We start from the raw sequence: 16,847 nt of genomic DNA on the forward strand, positions 1-16,847 counted from the left end.
TGCGGCTCGACCCGAGACTACTCGGCGGTAACAGCGAGGTGATAGTGATCGAGCTGCGCCTCGAAGTCCGACCAACCCGCGACATCGACCGCACCGGCGTGCGAGCGTGCCCACGGGCGGACGTACCGGCACACGAGCGCGTCGGGGCGCGCCGCCACCAGCGCCTCGATGTTGTGGTCGGCGTCGTCGAGGTACACGTCGCAATCGACCGTGGTCTTGTCGTCCACGATGTGCACCTCGCGGGTCGGGATCCGGTGTTCGGCGAGCCACTCGAACGTGTCGTGCACGGCGAACCGGGGCTTGGTGGTGACGATCACGATGTGGTGGCGGCGGTCGAGCCGCTCGAGGGCCTCGACGGCGCCCTGGTAGGGCTGCAGGATGCGGAAGATCGACGCGCCACCACCCGCGGTGCGCGCCCACGACCAGAACTCGCGCATGTTCGTGAAGTGGGTGAGCATCGTGGGCGCATCCCAGATGTCGACGTGCTCGGGCAGCAGCGACGCGCCGAAGTGTGCGTTGTAGCGCTCGATCCAGCCGGCGTTGAAGTCCGCGACGACACCGTCGAGGTCGATGCCGAGACGCAGCCGGTCACGTGGGCTCATGGGTCCAACTCTGGCAGGCTGGACCCGTGGCCACCGCTTCCGACACGTTCATCCTCGGCGTCGACCTCGACGGCGTCGTCGGCAACCACACCGTCCGGTTCCGCGAGATCATGGCCGAGTTGCGCGGCATCGACCCCGAGTCGTTGCCGCTCGACCGCTCATGGGACTTCCACGAGTGGGGCTTCGCGCCGAACGAGTACTCGCGTTACCACCGCATCGCCGTCATGGAGCACGATCTGTTCCGCACGATGCCGGTGATCGAGGGTGCCGCCGACGCGCTCTGGCGTCTCTCCGATGCCGGGATCTGGATCCGGATCATCACGCACCGCCTCTACGTTCACTGGGGTCACGAGAAGGCCGTCGGCGACACCGCGGCGTGGTTGGACACCAACAAGATCCCGTACCGCGACCTGTGCTTCCTCGGTGCCAAGCCGCAGGTCGAGGCCGACGCCTACGTCGACGACGCGCCGCACAACATCGAGGAGCTGCGGGCGGCGGGCAACACCGTGATCGCGTTCGAGCAGCCGTACAACCGGTCGATCGGTGGCCTTCGTGCGTCGTCGTGGCCCGACGTCGAGGAGATCGTCACCGAGCTCGCAGCCGCTCGCCTCGGGCGGTACGAGGCGCAGCTCCCCGGCATCGACGCGGGCGCCGACCGCATCGAACGCCGTCGAGGCTGACTGCGCCCGATCCGGCCTGTGCTCTTTCCTGGTGCGCTCGTACCATGAATAGTGCCGTAGAACACCGGCTCCGAGGGCGCGAAGCCGTTCTGCTACGGTGCTACCAATCGAGAACCGGTCGTGCGCGCCCGGTTGGGGGAGAACAGCATTGAGCGACAAGATCGAGCTCAAGGGCGTCTACAAGATCTTCGGAGACCAGCCACGCGGGCGAGCTCTCGAGCTCGCCAAGGCGGGCGTCCCGAAGGACGAGGTGCAGCTCCGTACGAACCACGTCGTCGGGCTCACCGACGTCAACTTCAGCGTGAGGGAAGGTGAGATCTTCGTCGTCATGGGCTTGTCGGGCTCCGGCAAGTCGACGGCGATCCGCACCGTGAACAAGCTGCACGACGTGACCGACGGCGAGGTGCTCGTCGACGGCGAGGACGTCCAGCAGATGACCGGCACGACGCTGCAGGCCTTCCGCCGAGAGAAGATGGGGATGGTCTTCCAGCACTTCGCGCTGTTCCCGCATCACACCGTCATCGACAACGTCGGGTACGGCTTGAAGGTCCAGAAGGTCGACCGCCACGTCCGGGACCAGGCGGCGCTCAAGGCGCTCGGCCTCGTCGGGCTCGAGCGGTACGCCGGGAGCTACCCGAGTGAGCTCTCGGGCGGCATGCAGCAGCGCGTCGGCCTCGCCCGGGCGCTGGCGAGCGACCCCGACATCCTCCTGATGGACGAGGCCTTCAGCGCCCTCGACCCGCTCATCCGCCGCCAGATGCAGGACGAGATGATGGCCATCCAGGACGACCTCAAGAAGACGATCCTGTTCATCACGCACGATCTGAACGAGGCGCTGCGGATCGGCGACCGGGTGTGCATCATGAAGGACGGCGCCGTCGTCCAGATCGGCACCCCCGAGGAGATCCTCACGCAGCCGGCGACCGGGTACGTCGCCGAGTTCGTGCAGGACGTCGACCAGGGCCGCGTCATCCAGGTCCACGAGATCATGGTCGAGCCGAGGCCGCTCAGTGCGACCGAGACGCTGCAGGAGGGCCTGCAGCACCTGGGTGATCGGGCCGGCGCCTTCGTGCTCGACGAGCGCGGCGCCCCGGTGGCCGTGCTGACCACCGGTGACGGCATCCGCGCCAGCGGGATGGGCAGCACCAACCTCCAGGACGGCCTGCGCTCGGACTTCGCGACGTGCAACCCGCACCAGACCCTGAACGAGGTCTATGCCGCCGCCGGGCGCGGCATCCCGATCGCCGTCGTGGACGAGGACGGCCGCTTGGTCGGCAACCTCGATCCACGCCACATCATGGAGGAGATGGGCCGAGTGGAATCACTCATCGACGATTTCGAGCGCGAGGTGTTCATGTGATGTTCGTGCAGGCACCTGACGATCCCGGCTTCGGCGACAACGAGGTCCTCGACGAGTTCACCATCCCGTTCGGCAGCTGGATCGAGCAGGCGGTCAACTGGGTCACGCTCAACCTCGACTGGCTGCTCGATGCGATCGCCTGGCCGTTCGAGTTCCTGCTCAAGAACATCGTCGACCGATTCCTGCTCGAGATCCCGTGGGTCTGGCTGGTCCTGATCATGTTCCTGCTCGCCTGGCTCGTCCGGAACCTGACGGTGGCGGTCGGTGCCGGCATCGGCCTGGTGATCTGCGGCCTGCTCGGCAACGAGTACTGGATCCAGACCGCGCGGACGATCGGCTTCATCGTCGTCGCGGTGGTGATCTGCGTGATCATCGGCATACCCGTCGGCATCCTCGCGGGACGGATCGACGGCGTCTGGTCGGTGATCAGACCGACGCTCGACGCGATGCAGGTCATCCACTCGTTCGTGTACCTCCTGCCCTTCATCTACTTCTGGGGGGTCGGCCGCATCGGGGCGACGATGGCCACGATGGTGTTCGCGCTCCCGCCCTTGATCCGCCTGACCAACCTCGGCATCAGACAGGTGCCGGAGGACGTGGTCGAGGCTGCGCGCGCCTACGGCGCACCCGAGCGACGCGTCCTCATCGACGTCCAGCTCCCGCTGGCCCGCGCCGCGATCCTCACCGGCATCAACCAGACGCTGCTCCTCGCGTTCTCGATGCTTGGTGTCGCTGCGATCATGGGCGCCGGTGGTCTCGGCCAGCTGCTGTTCCGGGCGCTCGGCCAGCAGGACGTGTCGCTCGCTGCGTCGAGCGGACTCGCGTTCTTCCTGCTCGCCGTCATCCTCGACCGCATCGCCCAGCCGACCGGCGCCGCCCAGGCCAACCTGTTCTCGCGCATCGTCGGTGCGTGGCGGGCGCGGCGCACGCCCGAGATGCTGCTCGACGATCCGACGTTCAACCCCGAGGCGCACCTGATCGAGCCGCCCGCCGAAGAGCCGGAGGACGAGCACGAGGGCCATATCGCCCCGGTCGCAGGGCGTGAGCGGCAGGCGATCATGGGTGTGATCGCCGGTGCCGTGCTCACGCTGGTGTCGGTGTTCCTCACGTGGAGCCAGGACTCGGGCCTCGTGACGGGCTACTCGCGACGCGACGACCAGGACCTCGCTGGCGAGTCGTTCAACGGCCTGGCGGCTTCCGGTGGGTCGTGGTTCGGCATCTTCATCGTGCTGCTCGCGCTCGTCGCGCTGGCGGGGGCGATCACGATGCTCGTCCGGCCCGGCGCCGGCGGTCGCTGGCTCGCACCCGACGGTGTGCTGTTCGCCGCGCTCGGGGCGCTCGGCACCGCTGTCGCGTACTGGCTGATCCAGCCGCCGGACCTCGCCGTCGGCCACAGCCACGGGCTCGGCGTGTACGTGGCGATCGTCGGCGGGCTCGGAATGACGGTCGCCGCTGCGCTGTGGGTGGCCGCCGCCCCGTACGGTCCGCGTCGACCGTTGAAGCCGAAGGTGGTCGCCGCGCCGATCGTGCTCGCCGTCGTCGCCGTCCTGCTGTCCGTGATCGCCATCTTCTCCTCGTGGACGCTCGACGAGCGCCAGGACGCCGTCATCACGCCCGAGATCCAGGCCGAGCTCGACGAGATCATCCGGCAGGAAGCGGCCGGCGAGATCGAGAGCGGCGTCGCCGCGTCGCGCATCCAGACCATCCGTGCATCCGCCGTCGCCGACGAGGCGATCGTCATCGACGGCATGTCGTCGGAGGGGTCGGGGCTCGGGATCTGGGCCCTGATCTTCACGGTGCTGGCCGCGGCCGGTGCGCTCGTCACGGCGGGTGCGGCCGGCCTCGACGACCGCCGGCAATGGATCGGCGGGATCGTCGCGATGGGTCTCGGCATGGCCGTCGTGGGCATCTTCGTCGGCTGGACCGGGTCCCTCGCCCGCGCCACCGATCCGAACTTCGCGAGCGGTGTCGGCACGATGGTCGCCGGTCTCGGAGGCGTGTTCGCGTTCCTCGCCGGCCGTCTGGTCGTCGGCGGCTTCGAACGGTCGCGGGTGTACGCGGACAGCCACGTCGACGCCGCCGCGCCCACTGGCGGATCAGGCGCTCCGCGCAGTATCGCCATCGAAGATCCCGTATCCTCAACGATCGCGCCGTGAGCAGCGTGAACTGCCGCAGCGTGAGCACACCACCCAGGGAGGGGTAACCAACACCATGATCAGGAACCACAAAGCGCTGGTCGCCACCGTGGTCGCGTTCGGGCTCGTCGCCGCAGCGTGCGGTGACGACGACGACAGCGCGACCGACGACGCCGCGACCGACGACGCCGCGACCGACGACGCCGCCACCGACGACGCCGCCACCGACGACGCGGCCACCGACGACGCCGGCGCCCTGCCTGGCACGGGCGTGTCGATCACGATGGCCAAGGCCGACTGGAGCACCGAGGACCCGAACGCCTACGTGGCGCGGGCGGTCCTCCAGGAGTTGGGGTACGAGGTCACCGATCCGAAGGAGCTCGAGCTCGGCCCGAGCAACGCCTACATCGCGATGGCGCAAGGCGACGCCGACTTCTGGATCAACTCCTGGTACCCGGGCCACAACAGCTGGCTCGAGAACGAGCTGCCGGACGGCTCGAAGGTGGGCGACCACCTGACCGTCGTCGGCGAGATGATGATGGCGGGCGGCCTGCAGGGCTACCTGATGACGAAGTCGTTCGCCGAGGAGTTCGGCATCTCGTCGATCGACGAGCTCAACTCGAACCCGGACGCACTGGCGGCCTACGACGCCAGCGACCCGGTCCCGGGCAACGGCGTCGCCGACATCTACGGCTGCCAGGAGAGCTGGACGTGTGACGACATCATCACGAGCCAGATCGCCTTCTCCGGTTGGGAGAACATCGAGCAGACGATCGCCGGCTACGACGCGATGTTCGCCGAGGCCGTCACGAAGGCCGACGCCGGCGAGCCGATGTTGATCTACACCTGGACGCCGAGTGCCTACATCACCCAGCTGCGTCCCGGCGACAACGTCGTCTGGGCGACGGTGAACGAGGTGGTGGACGACTCGAACCCGACGGGGGTCGAGGGCGGCGAGGAGCACGACCAGCGTCCCGGCATCGCCGGCATCGGGCCCGAGGAGTGCCCGGGTTCGACCGGCACCGACTGCCAGCTCGGTTGGGTCGCCGCCGACATCCAGGCCACGGCCAACTCCGAGTTCCTCGATGCCAACCCGGCCGTTCGCCAGTTCCTCGAGGACTTCCAGATGTCCGTCCTGCAGGTCTCGCTGATGAACGTCGAGATGGGCGACGGCACCGACGTCGAGCAGCTCGCCGCCACCTGGATCGAGGACAACCGCGCGACCGTCGACGGCTGGATCGCCAGCGCAGTCGCAGCCGCCGGCTGATCCACCCGATCACATCCGACTACTCACTGAACGGAACGGCCGGCCCGAACGGGCCGGCCGTTCCGCGTCCCCGGTCAGGGCAAGGGTTGTAGCGAGACGATCATGTCGCCGACCGATCGCGTCGCAAGCCGGAGGTGGGCGAGCGCCGAAGCGAAGCGGCGGCGGCGAGCGCGGGAGGCGAAGCAGCGCCGGTCTGGTCAGTCGAGTCTGCCGCGCTGGCCGCGCCCGGCGAGGAGCACAGCGCAGCGAGCCCGCAGCTCCCGGAGGCGAGGGCTGCTAGCCCGAGCCCGGCGAAGCCCGGACATTCGGAGCACCACAGCTCGGGAGGCGTCGAGCCATCAGCTCGACCCCGGCGAAGCCCGATCAGAACGGTTCTGCACGTGCTGGTAGCCGAAGCGACCCTTGATGCACAGGTTGCCGTGGGTGATCGGGCTGTCGGGCGGCGAGGAGACCTTGACGATCTCGTTGTCCTGCACGTGCAGGGTCAGGTTGCAGCCGACCCCGCAGAACCCGCAGACCGTGTCGGTCGTGGTCTGTCGCTGCTCGTCCCAGGTGCCGGCGGCGCGCATGTCGAACTCGCTCGTGAACATCAGCGCCCCTGTCGGGCAGACCTGGATGCAGTTGCCGCAGTACACGCAGGCCGAATCCGGGAGGGAGACGTCGTGCTCGGTGGAGACGTGCGCGTCGAAACCGCGCCCGGCGATCTCGATCACGAAGCTGTTCTGCCACTGCTCACCGCAGGCGTCGACGCACTGGTAGCACAGGATGCACTTGGCGTAGTCCCGCACGTACAGGTCGTTGTCGACCTTGACGGGCTGCGACACCGTCGCCGCTCGATCGCCGTAGCGATCCGGATCGGCGCCGTACTCGGCGTTCCACTCGTCGACTCGTTCGGTGAGCGAGAGGTCGACGGACGAGCCGAGGAACTCGAGCACCATCTTGCGGGCGTGGTCGACGCGCTCGCTGCGGGTCCGGACCGTCATCCCGTCCTCGACCGGGCGTGAGCACGACGGCACGAGCACCCGTGACCCCTCGACCTCCACCATGCACACCCGGCAGGCGTTCTTGGGCGTGATGGTCTCGCCGTAGCAGAGCGTCGGGATGTCGCATCCCCGCCCGCCGCACGCGTCGAGGATCGTCGTGCCCTCGGGCACGACGACCTCGGCCCCGTCGATCGTGAGGCGCACGTCGCGAGTTGTGCCTGACACGAGTCGCGACAGGTCGTCACCCATCGGCGAACACCCCCAGGCGATCGATGGCGGTTTCGATCGCGTTGAACGCGGTCTGGCCGAGGCCGCAGATGCTGGCGTCCTGCATGGCGGCGCCGATGTCGCGGAGCAGGTCGATGTCGCCGTCGCGGGCGCCCGCTGCGAGCCGCTCGACCGCCTCCTCCTGCCTGACCGTGCCGACCCGGCAGGGAACGCACTGCCCGCACGACTCGTCGCGGAAGAACGCCGCGATGCGGCGGATCTGGTCGACGAGATCGACGTGCTGGTCGTGCACCATCACGACGCCGGAGCCGAGCGTCAGCCCCGCCGCCCGGGTCGATTCGTGATCGAGCACCAGGTCGAGGTCGGCCGGGCCGGCGAAGCCGCCTGCGGCGCCGCCGAGCAGCACGGCCTGCAACTCGGCACCCGTGCGAAGCCCACCGGCGAGGTCGATCAGCTCGCCGAGGGTCAGCCCCAGCTCGACCTCGTACACACCGGGTCGCACGACAGCGCCGGAGAGGCAGAACAGCCGCCGGTTGGCCGCTGCGCGGTCGCGGATGATCGGCGGGACGTTCATCAACGTCTCGACGTTGTTGACGACGGTCGGCTTGCCGAACAGCCCGACCTCGAACGGGAACGGTGGCTTGTTGCGTGGCTCGCCCCGGTAGCCCTCGATCGAGTTGAAGATCGCGGTCTCCTCGCCGCAGATGTACGCGCCGGCGCCGCGCACGATGGTGATCTCGAAGCCGGAGCCGAGGTGGCCGACGTCGCGGCACCGTGCGATCGCCGTCTCGAGCATCTGCTCGGCACGGGGATACTCGCCGCGCAGGTAGATGTACCCGTGTTCGCAGCCGGTGGCCAGCGCCGCGATGCACATCGACTCGACGAGTGCATACGGGTCGTTCTCGATCAGCGTCCGGTCCTTGAACGTGCCCGGCTCGGACTCGTCGGCGTTGCAGACGAGGTAGTGCGGTGTCGCCGGCTGCGTGCGGACGGCTTCCCACTTTCGGCCGGTGGGGAACGCCGCGCCGCCTCGCCCGGTCAGGCCCGAGTTGCCGACCGCTTCGACCACGGCCTCTGGTCCCATCTCGCGAGCGGCGTGCAGCGCCTCGAACCCGCCATCGGCGACGTAGGCGTCGAGGTCGAGCGGATCGCTGCGGCCGGCGCGCCGGAGGAGCACCAGGGAGGGATCGCCCGCCTGGGGCACCGACGCCGCCGGGTCGACCTCGGGCGGTGGCGTGCCGCCACCGGCGAGCCCGCGCAGCTCGTCGGCGGTCGTCGAGCCCGCCGGCCGGCGGTCGGCCGGCGCGCCGGCGACGGTCACGTACGCGGCCGGCGCCTGCTCGCAGAGCCCGAGACACGGCGCCGGATGGGTGCCGTCGGGCAGGTCGTCACGCGGGCCTCCCTGCGCCCGGCACGCCAGGTCGACGCAGACGTGGGTCTGGTGAGCCGGGCGTTCCGTCGTCGAGAACAGTGCGTAGAACGTCGTGACCCCGTAGATCTCGGCCGGGGAGACGTCGAGCCGCTCGGCGATCGCATCGATCGCCTCGGGGCTGATCCAGCCGACACGGTCGTTGACGGCGTGCAGCGTCGGCAACAGGAGGTGCCGCCTGGCGCGCCGACCGCCGGTCCCGTCGTGCGCCCGATGCCCGGTCTCGGCGCTGAGCACGGAATCGATCGCGTGGTTCTCCTGCGCGGTGGCCGGTCGCCCACGGGTGACGATGTCGGCCATCAGGCGATGCCGTCCATCAGCCGCGTCTCGTCACTCACCGGTCACGACTCGCGGGTCATCAGTCGCCGGCCACGGGTGCCGGGAGCTTGTCGACACGCACCGCCGCGGCCTTGAACTCGGCGGTGCCGGCCTTGGGGTCGGTGGCGTCGATCGTCAGGCGGTTGACGTCCACGTCGTCGGGGAAGTGGAACGTCATGAAGACCAGCCCGGGGCGGAGACCGGGGTCGACGCGCGCCGGGGCCTCGACCGCGCCGCGAGCCGAGGCCACGCGGACGATCTCGCCGTCGGCGATGCCCAGCCGGCCGGCATCGGCGGGCGAGATGTCGAGCGTCTCGCCGATCCGGTTGGGGCTCGAGTAGCCGCCCGACTGCACCCCGGTGTTGTACGAGTCGAGGCGGCGTCCGGTGGTGAGGCGCAGCGGGTAGTCCTCGCTGAGGTGCTCGACCGGCGGTTCGTCGACGACGACGCTGAACGGCGCCCGCCGCCCCCGTTCGGCCGGGTCGTCGGCCCAGAGCCGGCCGTGCAGGAACGGCGGCTCGAGCGAGTCCTCCGAGAAGCACGGCCACTGGATGCCGCCGAGCTCGTCGAGCCGCTGCCAGGACATGCCGGCGTGCATCGGGGACAGCCGGCGCAGCTCGTCCCAGATCCCCTCGTGGTCCTCGTAGTGCCAGTCGTGGCCGAGCTCACGTGCGAGCCCCGTGATGATGTCGATGTCGTCGCAGGCATCACCGGGCGGCTCGAGCGCCTTGCGAACGCGTTGCACGCGACGCTCGGAGTTCGTGACCGTGCCGTCGGACTCGCACCACGACGCACTGCCCGGCAGGACCACGTCGGCCATCTCGGCCGTCTTGGTCAGATGGATGTCCTGGACGACGAGGTGATCGAGACCGGCCAGCAGCTCGACCGCGCGCCGGCCGTCGGCTTCGGACTGGGCCGGGTTCTCGCCGATCACGAACACCGAGCGGAGCTCGCCGCGCTCCATCGCGTCGAACATCTGCGTGAGGTGCCAGCCGTTCTCGGGCGGCACTGCGACGCCCCACTCGGCGTCGAACTTCGCGCGGGCGGCGTCGTCGGTGACGTCCTGGAACCCCGGCAGCTTGTTCGGGAGGGCCCCCATGTCGCCGCCGCCCTGCACGTTGTTCTGCCCTCGCAGCGGTGTCAGCCCCGCCCCGTATCGGCCCACCTGACCCGTGAGCAGCGCCAGGTTGCACAGTGACAGCACGTTGTCGACGCCGTTGTGGTGCTCGGTGATGCCGAGTGTCCAGCACAGCTGCGCGGCATCGGCCGTGGCGTAGGCGTGGGCCAGTTCGCGAATCGCGTCGGCGGGGACGCCGGTGACCGCCTCGCCCCGCTCGAGCGTCCACTCCTGCACCGACGCGGCGTACTCGTCGAAGCCGGTGGTCGCGCGATCGACGAACGTGGTGTCGACGAGGCCGGCCTCGATGATCTCGCGGGCGATCGTGTTCGACAGGGCGATGTCCGAGCCGACGTCGAGGCCCAACCAGCGGTCGGCGAAGCGGGCGGTCTCGGATCGGCGTGGATCGACGACGTAGAGCTTTGCGCCGGCGTTGAGCGCGGTGAGGACGTGGTGGAAGAAGATCGGGTGTGCGCTGCGGGCGTTCGACCCCCACATGACGATGACGTCGGCGGCCTCGGCCTCCTGGTAGGACGACGTGCCACCTCCCGCTCCGAAGACCGTGGCCAGACCGACCACCGACGGCGCGTGTCAAGTTCGGTTGCAGGAGTCGATGTTGTTGGTGCCGAAGACCGATCGCGCCAGCTTCTGGGCGAGGAAGTTCATCTCGTTCGTCGATTTCGAGCACGAGAACACGCCGATCGACCGGCCGCCGTGGACATCGCGGGAGGTCCGGAAGCCGTCGGCGGCACGGGTCAACGCTTCACCCCAGGTGGCCGGCCTGAGCTCGCCACGCTCGCGGACGAGCGGCTCGGTCAGCCGTGCCTTCGGCCGGTGTCGATGGCGCCCCATGACCCCGGATCGTACCGCACCCCCGTCGTCGTGTTCCACCATGCAGAACGATTCCGTATTGTGGAACAGATACGCTTGTGGCACACTCGACGCCGTTCGACACAGTTCGACACGGCACACAGTTCGACACGCAGGGGGCTCGAACGCACCATGTCCTTTCCGACCGATCTCGACATCGCTCGCGCCGCGACGCCCAAGCCGCTCCCCGAGATCGCGGCGTCGATGGGCATCGGCGAGCACCTGTTGCGGCCGTACGGGAGCGATCTGGCCAAGATCGATCTCGGTGCCGTCGACGAGCTGTCCGACCGCCCGAAGGCCAAGTACGTCGTCGTGACGGCGATCACGCCGACCCCGCTGGGCGAGGGCAAGACCACCACGACGGTCGGTCTCGGGCAGGCGATGAAGCACGTCGGCAAGAACGCCGTGATCTCGCTGCGTCAACCATCGATGGGTCCGACCTTCGGCATCAAGGGTGGCGCCGCAGGTGGGGGCTACAGCCAGGTGATCCCGATGGAGTTGCTCAACCTGCACCTCACCGGCGACTTCCACGCCGTGACGGCCGCGCACAACCTCCTCGCGGCCATGGTCGACAACCATCTGCACCACGGCAACGACTTCGGTCTCGACATCGACAACATCACGTGGCGGCGGGTGCTCGACGTCAACGACCGGGCGCTGCGCAACATCGTGATCGGTCTCGGTGGTCGCATGGACGGTGTGACCCGCCAGTCGGGCTTCGACATCACCGCCGCCTCCGAGGTCATGGCGATCCTCGCCCTCGCCGTCTCGGCCGACGACCTCCGCGCACGCCTGGGGCGCATCGTCGTGGGATACACCCGCGACGGCGAGCCCGTGACCGCCGAGCAGCTGCAGGGTGCGGGATCGATGGCGGTCATCATGCGCGAGGCCTTGGCCCCCAACCTGCTCCAGACGCTCGAGCACACCCCGGTGATCGTGCACGCCGGCCCGTTCGGCAACATCGCGCACGGCAACTCGTCGGTCATCGGCGACCTGATCGGGATCAGGGGCGGCGACTACCTCCTCACCGAGGCGGGGTTCGGTGCCGACATGGGCGCCGAGCGCTTCTTCAACATCAAGTGCCGTGCGTCCGGGTTGACGCCCGATGCCGCCGTGCTCGTGGCGACGGTCCGGGCGCTCAAGGCGCACTCGGGCAAGTACAAGATCGTCGCCGGCCGGCCGCTGCCCGACGAGCTGCTCGAGGAGAACCCCGACGACGTGCTGGCCGGAGCCGCCAACCTGCGCAAGCAGATCCAGAACGTGATGGCGCACGGCGTCACGCCCGTCGTCGCGATCAACGGGTTCCCAACCGACCACGAGTCCGAGCACGACGCGATCCGGCAGGTGGCCGACCAGTTCGGCGTGCGGGTCGCCGTGTGCACCCACTTCTCCGACGGGGGCGCGGGCGCGACCGAACTCGCCCAGGCCGTCATCGACGCCTGCGAGGAGCCGAACGACTTCGCGTACCTCTACGACGACGCCGACTCGCTCAAGACGAAGATCGAGAAGGTCGCGACCACGATCTACGGGGCCGAGCGTGTCGAGTACACACTGGCCGCGAACCGGCAGCTGCAGACCTACGAGGACAACGGCTTCGGCCGGATGCCGGTGTGCATCGCCAAGACGCACCTGTCGATCTCGGGCGACGCGTCCCTGAAGGGCGCGCCGACCGGCCACACCCTGTCGGTCCGCGAAGCCCGCGCGTCGGTCGGTGCCGGCTTCGTCTACCCGATCTGCGGCGCGATGAGCACGATGCCGGGTCTCGCCAAGGCGCCGGCCGCGTCGCGCATCGACGTCGACGGCGAGGGCGAGATCGTCGGGCTCTCCTGATGGTCGGGACTGCCCTCCGCTGCGCTTCGGCTGCTCCCTCCTGCCGGCAGCGCCTCCCTGGCGGTCGTGTCGCTGCGGCCGCGCTTTCGTCGTCGACCGGCACTCGATGCCGATGATCGCGACGTGTCGCCGGATGGCGATGCCCGACGGAGTCAGGGGTCATGATGGTGCTCATGGCTGACTTCGAGCGGACTCCGGGTGGGGCGGTGTTGATGGACGGCAACCGGTTGCGCGACGAGATCGTCGTCCGGTTGCGTGACGAGATCGAGTCGCTCGGCTCACCGGCCGTGTGCCTCGCGACGGTGCTCGTCGGCTCCGACAAGCCGAGCCAGATCTACGTGCGGATGAAGCATCGCAAGGCCGAGGAGGCCGGCATGGTGTCCCGTCAGGTCGAGCTGCCCGAGGACACGTCCCAGCAGCAGGTCGAGCAGGCGGTCGCCGAGCTGGTCGCCGACCCGTCGGTCCACGGCATCCTCGTCCAGCTGCCGCTCCCCGAACATCTCGACGCCGAGCCGGTGCTCGCGCTCGTGCCGCCCGAGAAGGACGTCGACGGTCTGACCGAGCGGTCGATGGGCCGCCTGGTGAGGGGCATCCCCGGCCACGTGCCGTGCACCCCACTCGGTGTGATGCGCCTGCTCGAACGGTACGGCGTCGAGACATCGAGGCGGCGCGCCGTGGTCGTCGGTCGCTCGACGCTCGTCGGCCTGCCCCAACTGCTGCTCCTCGGCCGGAAGGGCATCGACACCACGGTGACGCTGGCCCACTCGCGCACCGCCGACATGGTGGCGGTCTGTCGCGAGGCCGACATCCTGGTCGCGGCCGCCGGGCAGGCCCACATGATCACCGCGGATCACGTGAAGCCGGGCGCCGCGGTCATCGACGTCGGTGTGTCGCGCACCGAGGACGGCATCGTCGGCGACGTCGACTTCGACGCCGTCGAGTCGATCGCCGGCGCCATCACGCCGATGCCCGGAGGCACCGGGCCCATGACCATCGGGTGCCTGCTCGAGAACACGATGTCGGCGGCCAGGATGCTCGGCGCCGCCTGAGCGTCCGATCGAGCTCCGTCCCCCCGAGCTGGCGCCCCCTGGTGTTCGGTGGACCGTCCGAGCCCCGCACGGCCGGGGGCCGACGGTGTTCGGAGGTTGGGACGGTAGTCCCTGGTCACGGGGCGTGGCCGGGCGCACGATCGGTGGTGGACAGCAAGGAGACCCAAACATGGCAGTCACCAAGATCATCGAAGTGGTCGGCCGCTCGAGCGAGAGCTCGGACGCCGCCGTGAAGAGCGCATTGGCCGAGGCGACCAAGAACCTCCACGGCGTCAAGGCGCTCGACGTCGTCTCGATCGGGCTGCGCGGCGAGAACCTGGACGAGTGGGGCGCACACGTGCGCATCTCGTTCCTCGTCGACAGCGTCGACGGCTGACACGACCGGGCCACGCCGCACCCACCGAGCCGGACCGAGCTCGGGGCACCGGGCTCGGCACCTGCCGAGCTCGCTGACGATGTCGCGGCGCCCGCGCGCCGTCGCGTCGGCGCTCGCCTGCGTCGGGGACGCGGCGCGTCCGGTCGGTCCGATGACCGCGCGGTGACCGGCCGGGACGGAGCCGGATCGTCGCGCCCGCTGGCGCTCAGTGTGTGCCGGGCGGTCGCCGCCGGCGCCGCATCGGCCGGAGACGTCGCCCCATCGCCACGGCGGTCGCCGGTAGGTAGTGCAGCCTGCCGGCGGTCGGCACCGCGTTCCACGGCTTGGCGCGGACCGCGGCCGGATGCTGCAGGATGCGGACCGTGAGGAACAGGGCGATCGTGGCGTGGGACCCGATCGTCATCCACACGAAACCGTCCGCGCCGACGGCTCCCATCACCAGCGCGCCGATGACGGGGCCGAGCAGCGCGCCCGTACCGAACATCAACACCAGCTGACTCGACGCGGCCGTCAGCTTGGCGGTCGGGACCCAGTCGTTGGTGTAGGCCCCCGCGATCGAGTACAGCGGATAGGTCGTTCCCCCGATGACGACCATGCAGAGCAGGCCCGGCCAGCCCTCGGGGCCGACCTGCAGCAGCACGGCCGCGGCGCCGCCCGCGACCGCAGCCGCCAGCGCACCGACCAGACGCCGGTCGACGCCGTCCGACGCGGACGAGATCGGCACGCTCAGGATCAGGCTGCCGAGCGTCGGCATGGCGACGAACAGGCCGATCTCGGGGACCGACAGGCCCGATCGGGTCGCGTAGACCGCGCCGAGACCCAAGAACGCGCCGTGGGTGACGCCCACCAGCTGCGACGTGACGAGTCCGGTCGGCACGATGCTCCAGAGCTCGCGAAGGGTCATCCGTTCCGGCGCCGCGACCACGGGCGGCGCCGCTGCGGCGGAGAGCGCGACCGGCGCAACCGCGACCGAGATCAGGATCGCCGCCGCGCCGAAGCCGGCGAGCGCGTTGGGATCGAGCCTCGTGAAGCTGAACTGCCCGACGCCGTAGGCGACGACCGTGACGAGCGTGTAGATCGACAAGAGCCGCCCCCGCTGCTGGTTCGACACGAGCTGGTTGAGCCATGACTCCGCCACGACGAACTGGCCGGCGAGGCAGGCGCCGGCCAGGAACCGCAGCCCGATCCACGCCACCGGATGGGTCGCGAACCCGGCGGTCATGATCGCGGCGGACAGCAGCGAGGCGAGCGCGGCGTACACGCGGATGTGGCCGACGTTGCCGAGTGAGTGCAACGTGACGCGCGAGCCGGCGAGGAACCCGGCGTAGTACGCGCCGCTGACGAATCCGATCGAGAGGGAGCTGAAGCCGTCGAGCTCGGAGCGGACGGCGATGAGGGTGCCGAACAACCCGGCGCCCGTGAGCATCAGACCGAGACCGAGGAAGAGCGCCCACGTGGCCCACACGAGCGACTCGATCGCCGGTCCCGGTGCCGGGTCGGACGGCGATCGGGCGGGCGGCTCGGTCGCCGGTTCGAGGTCGGCGTCCGGGGCGGCCGGCGCCGGTTCGACATCGGTGGTCTGCTCGGTTGGTCCGTCGCCACCGGCGACCGGCACCGTGCTCACGGCGCGGCACGATATCGCACCCGACGGCGAGCCCGCGTGGCGGATTCGTGCCGGGGCCGGTTTGGCGACCGTTCCGCATTGTGGAATGCTGAGCGGCCGGAGTTGATGACATGTCCACGGTGCAATCAGTCGAGCGAGCGTTCTCCATCCTGCGATGCCTCGCGAGCGGACCGTTGGGTGTCAGCGAGATCGCCGACCGAACCGACCTCCCGAAGAGCACGGTCTCGCGGCTGTTGGGCACGCTCGTCGAGACCGGAGCGGTCGAGCAGAGCGATCTGCTGGGTGTGTACGGCCTCGGCGAGCTGATCATCGAGCTGTCGTCGTCGGCGAGCCCGGGGAGCAACCTCGTGTCGATCGCTCGCCCCTTCCTGGTCGAGCTCGTCGAGCAGATCGGCGAAGCGGCCGGGCTCGGCATGCTCGACGGCGCGCAGGTGTACTACCTCGACCAGGTCGACGGCGATCACGAGGTGCAGGTCCGGGACTGGACGGGCGAGAGCGTCGACGCCCACGTCGTGTCGTCCGGGTTGATCCTGATGGCCCATGTGCCACGTGAGCTGCGCGTCGAGTGGCTCGCGGGCCCGCTCGAGCCGCAGACCGAGCACTCGGTGACCGATCCTGCCGTGCTGGCACGCCGGCTCGACGAGGTCAGGCGCGCCGGCTTCGCGTGGGTCTACGAGGAGATGTCCGAGGGACTGAACTCGGTCGCGGCCCCGATCGTCAACCCGGCCGGTTCGGTGATCGCCGCGGTGCATGCGCACGGCCCGTCGTACCGATTCCCCGAGCCCGGGGGTGCGGCGTCCGTGGCGGCGGCCGTGGTCGACACGGCACAGCGGATCTCCGACCGGCTGTCCGGCCGGCACCGCCCCGAGTCCGCCGCCTGAGGCGCGCCGCCCGGCGCCCCGGTCCGATCGGTGGTCACCGTGGCGCGGCCGCGCTCGGACTGGCGCCGACGGCGACCGGGAGTGCTAGTGTTCCACGA

Annotated in this window: 13 protein-coding genes; 8 read left to right on the forward strand and 5 right to left on the reverse strand. The window is 69.7% G+C overall.

The genetic code is table 11. From position 1 onward, the window contains the following. Nucleotides 1-17: 17 nt before the first annotated feature. Nucleotides 18-602 carry a hypothetical protein gene (locus QNJ12_RS09850; protein ID WP_300622319.1) on the reverse strand — a complete coding sequence of 195 codons (585 nt, stop codon included), beginning with the start codon at nt 600-602 and terminating at the stop codon, nt 18-20. A 26-nt stretch (nt 603-628) separates the two neighbouring features. Between QNJ12_RS09850 and QNJ12_RS09855 the strand changes: the two genes are divergently transcribed. The 4 genes from QNJ12_RS09855 to proX all read left to right on the forward strand — a co-directional run bounded on the left by QNJ12_RS09855 (nt 629) and on the right by proX (nt 6,044). After that, nucleotides 629-1,282, forward strand: coding sequence for a hypothetical protein (locus QNJ12_RS09855; RefSeq protein ID WP_300622322.1), 654 nt, complete (start codon nt 629-631; stop codon nt 1,280-1,282). Nucleotides 1,283-1,430: 148 nt separating this feature from the next. After that, nucleotides 1,431-2,642 (forward strand): glycine betaine/L-proline ABC transporter ATP-binding protein, encoded by a 1,212-nt coding sequence (locus QNJ12_RS09860; RefSeq protein ID WP_300622325.1) that lies wholly within the window; start codon nt 1,431-1,433, stop codon nt 2,640-2,642. Further along, a complete protein-coding gene (locus tag QNJ12_RS09865; protein ID WP_300622328.1) occupies nt 2,642-4,798 on the forward strand; it encodes a proline/glycine betaine ABC transporter permease in 2,157 nt (718 codons plus the stop codon). Before QNJ12_RS09860 ends, QNJ12_RS09865 begins: the two co-directional genes overlap by 1 nt. Before the next feature lie 55 nt (nt 4,799-4,853). Beyond that, nucleotides 4,854-6,044, forward strand: coding sequence for a glycine betaine/L-proline ABC transporter substrate-binding protein ProX (gene proX / locus QNJ12_RS09870; RefSeq protein ID WP_300622330.1), 1,191 nt, complete (start codon nt 4,854-4,856; stop codon nt 6,042-6,044). Nucleotides 6,045-6,382: 338 nt separating this feature from the next. Here the strand turns inward: proX and QNJ12_RS09875 are convergent, their stop codons facing one another. Genes QNJ12_RS09875 through QNJ12_RS09885 form a run of 3 tightly spaced genes read right to left on the reverse strand, consistent with a single transcriptional unit; the run spans nt 6,383 to nt 10,971 of the window. Further along, nucleotides 6,383-7,276, reverse strand: coding sequence for a 2Fe-2S iron-sulfur cluster-binding protein (locus QNJ12_RS09875; RefSeq protein ID WP_300622333.1), 894 nt, complete (start codon nt 7,274-7,276; stop codon nt 6,383-6,385). Further along, nucleotides 7,269-8,984, reverse strand: coding sequence for an NADH-ubiquinone oxidoreductase-F iron-sulfur binding region domain-containing protein (locus tag QNJ12_RS09880; protein WP_300622336.1), 1,716 nt, complete (start codon nt 8,982-8,984; stop codon nt 7,269-7,271). The genes QNJ12_RS09875 and QNJ12_RS09880 overlap by 8 nt, the downstream gene beginning before the upstream one ends. Before the next feature lie 58 nt (nt 8,985-9,042). Then, nucleotides 9,043-10,971 (reverse strand): molybdopterin-dependent oxidoreductase, encoded by a 1,929-nt coding sequence (locus QNJ12_RS09885; RefSeq protein ID WP_300622339.1) that lies wholly within the window; start codon nt 10,969-10,971, stop codon nt 9,043-9,045. Nucleotides 10,972-11,121: 150 nt separating this feature from the next. Here QNJ12_RS09885 and QNJ12_RS09890 point away from each other — a divergent pair, with 150 nt between their 5' ends. The 3 genes from QNJ12_RS09890 (at nt 11,122) to QNJ12_RS09900 (ending at nt 14,244) form a co-directional block, all read left to right on the forward strand. Next, nucleotides 11,122-12,819: a formate--tetrahydrofolate ligase gene (locus QNJ12_RS09890; RefSeq protein ID WP_300622342.1), complete on the forward strand. Its 1,698-nt coding sequence runs from the start codon at nt 11,122-11,124 to the stop codon at nt 12,817-12,819. Between the two features lie 173 nt (nt 12,820-12,992). Beyond that, nucleotides 12,993-13,868: a bifunctional 5,10-methylenetetrahydrofolate dehydrogenase/5,10-methenyltetrahydrofolate cyclohydrolase gene (locus QNJ12_RS09895; protein WP_300622346.1), complete on the forward strand. Its 876-nt coding sequence runs from the start codon at nt 12,993-12,995 to the stop codon at nt 13,866-13,868. A 169-nt stretch (nt 13,869-14,037) separates the two neighbouring features. Then, nucleotides 14,038-14,244, forward strand: coding sequence for a dodecin family protein (locus QNJ12_RS09900; RefSeq protein WP_300622348.1), 207 nt, complete (start codon nt 14,038-14,040; stop codon nt 14,242-14,244). Nucleotides 14,245-14,449: 205 nt separating this feature from the next. On the opposite strand, the gene QNJ12_RS09905 is transcribed toward QNJ12_RS09900, so the two are convergent. Then, on the reverse strand, nt 14,450-15,868 hold the full coding sequence (locus QNJ12_RS09905) for an MFS transporter (RefSeq protein ID WP_300622351.1): 1,419 nt from the start codon (nt 15,866-15,868) through the stop codon (nt 14,450-14,452). A 110-nt stretch (nt 15,869-15,978) separates the two neighbouring features. Between QNJ12_RS09905 and QNJ12_RS09910 the strand changes: the two genes are divergently transcribed. After that, entirely contained in the window at nt 15,979-16,749 is a 771-nt protein-coding gene (locus QNJ12_RS09910) for an IclR family transcriptional regulator (protein WP_300622354.1), read from the forward strand. Nucleotides 16,750-16,847 lie beyond the last annotated feature (98 nt).

Source organism: Ilumatobacter sp., from assembly GCF_030065885.1.
Classification (GTDB): domain Bacteria; phylum Actinomycetota; class Acidimicrobiia; order Acidimicrobiales; family Ilumatobacteraceae; genus Ilumatobacter.

Coding starts and splice junctions, on each gene's coding strand:
- proX (WP_300622330.1), top strand. CDS start 4,854: ATGATCAGGAACCACAAAGCGCTGGTCGCCACCGTGGTCGCGTTCGGG.
- QNJ12_RS09910 (WP_300622354.1), top strand. CDS start 15,979: ATGTCCACGGTGCAATCAGTCGAGCGAGCGTTCTCCATCCTGCGATGC.
- QNJ12_RS09850 (WP_300622319.1), bottom strand. CDS start 602: ATGAGCCCACGTGACCGGCTGCGTCTCGGCATCGACCTCGACGGTGTC.
- QNJ12_RS09880 (WP_300622336.1), bottom strand. CDS start 8,984: ATGGCCGACATCGTCACCCGTGGGCGACCGGCCACCGCGCAGGAGAAC.
- QNJ12_RS09890 (WP_300622342.1), top strand. CDS start 11,122: ATGTCCTTTCCGACCGATCTCGACATCGCTCGCGCCGCGACGCCCAAG.
- QNJ12_RS09900 (WP_300622348.1), top strand. CDS start 14,038: ATGGCAGTCACCAAGATCATCGAAGTGGTCGGCCGCTCGAGCGAGAGC.
- QNJ12_RS09895 (WP_300622346.1), top strand. CDS start 12,993: ATGGCTGACTTCGAGCGGACTCCGGGTGGGGCGGTGTTGATGGACGGC.
- QNJ12_RS09865 (WP_300622328.1), top strand. CDS start 2,642: ATGTTCGTGCAGGCACCTGACGATCCCGGCTTCGGCGACAACGAGGTC.
- QNJ12_RS09875 (WP_300622333.1), bottom strand. CDS start 7,276: ATGGGTGACGACCTGTCGCGACTCGTGTCAGGCACAACTCGCGACGTG.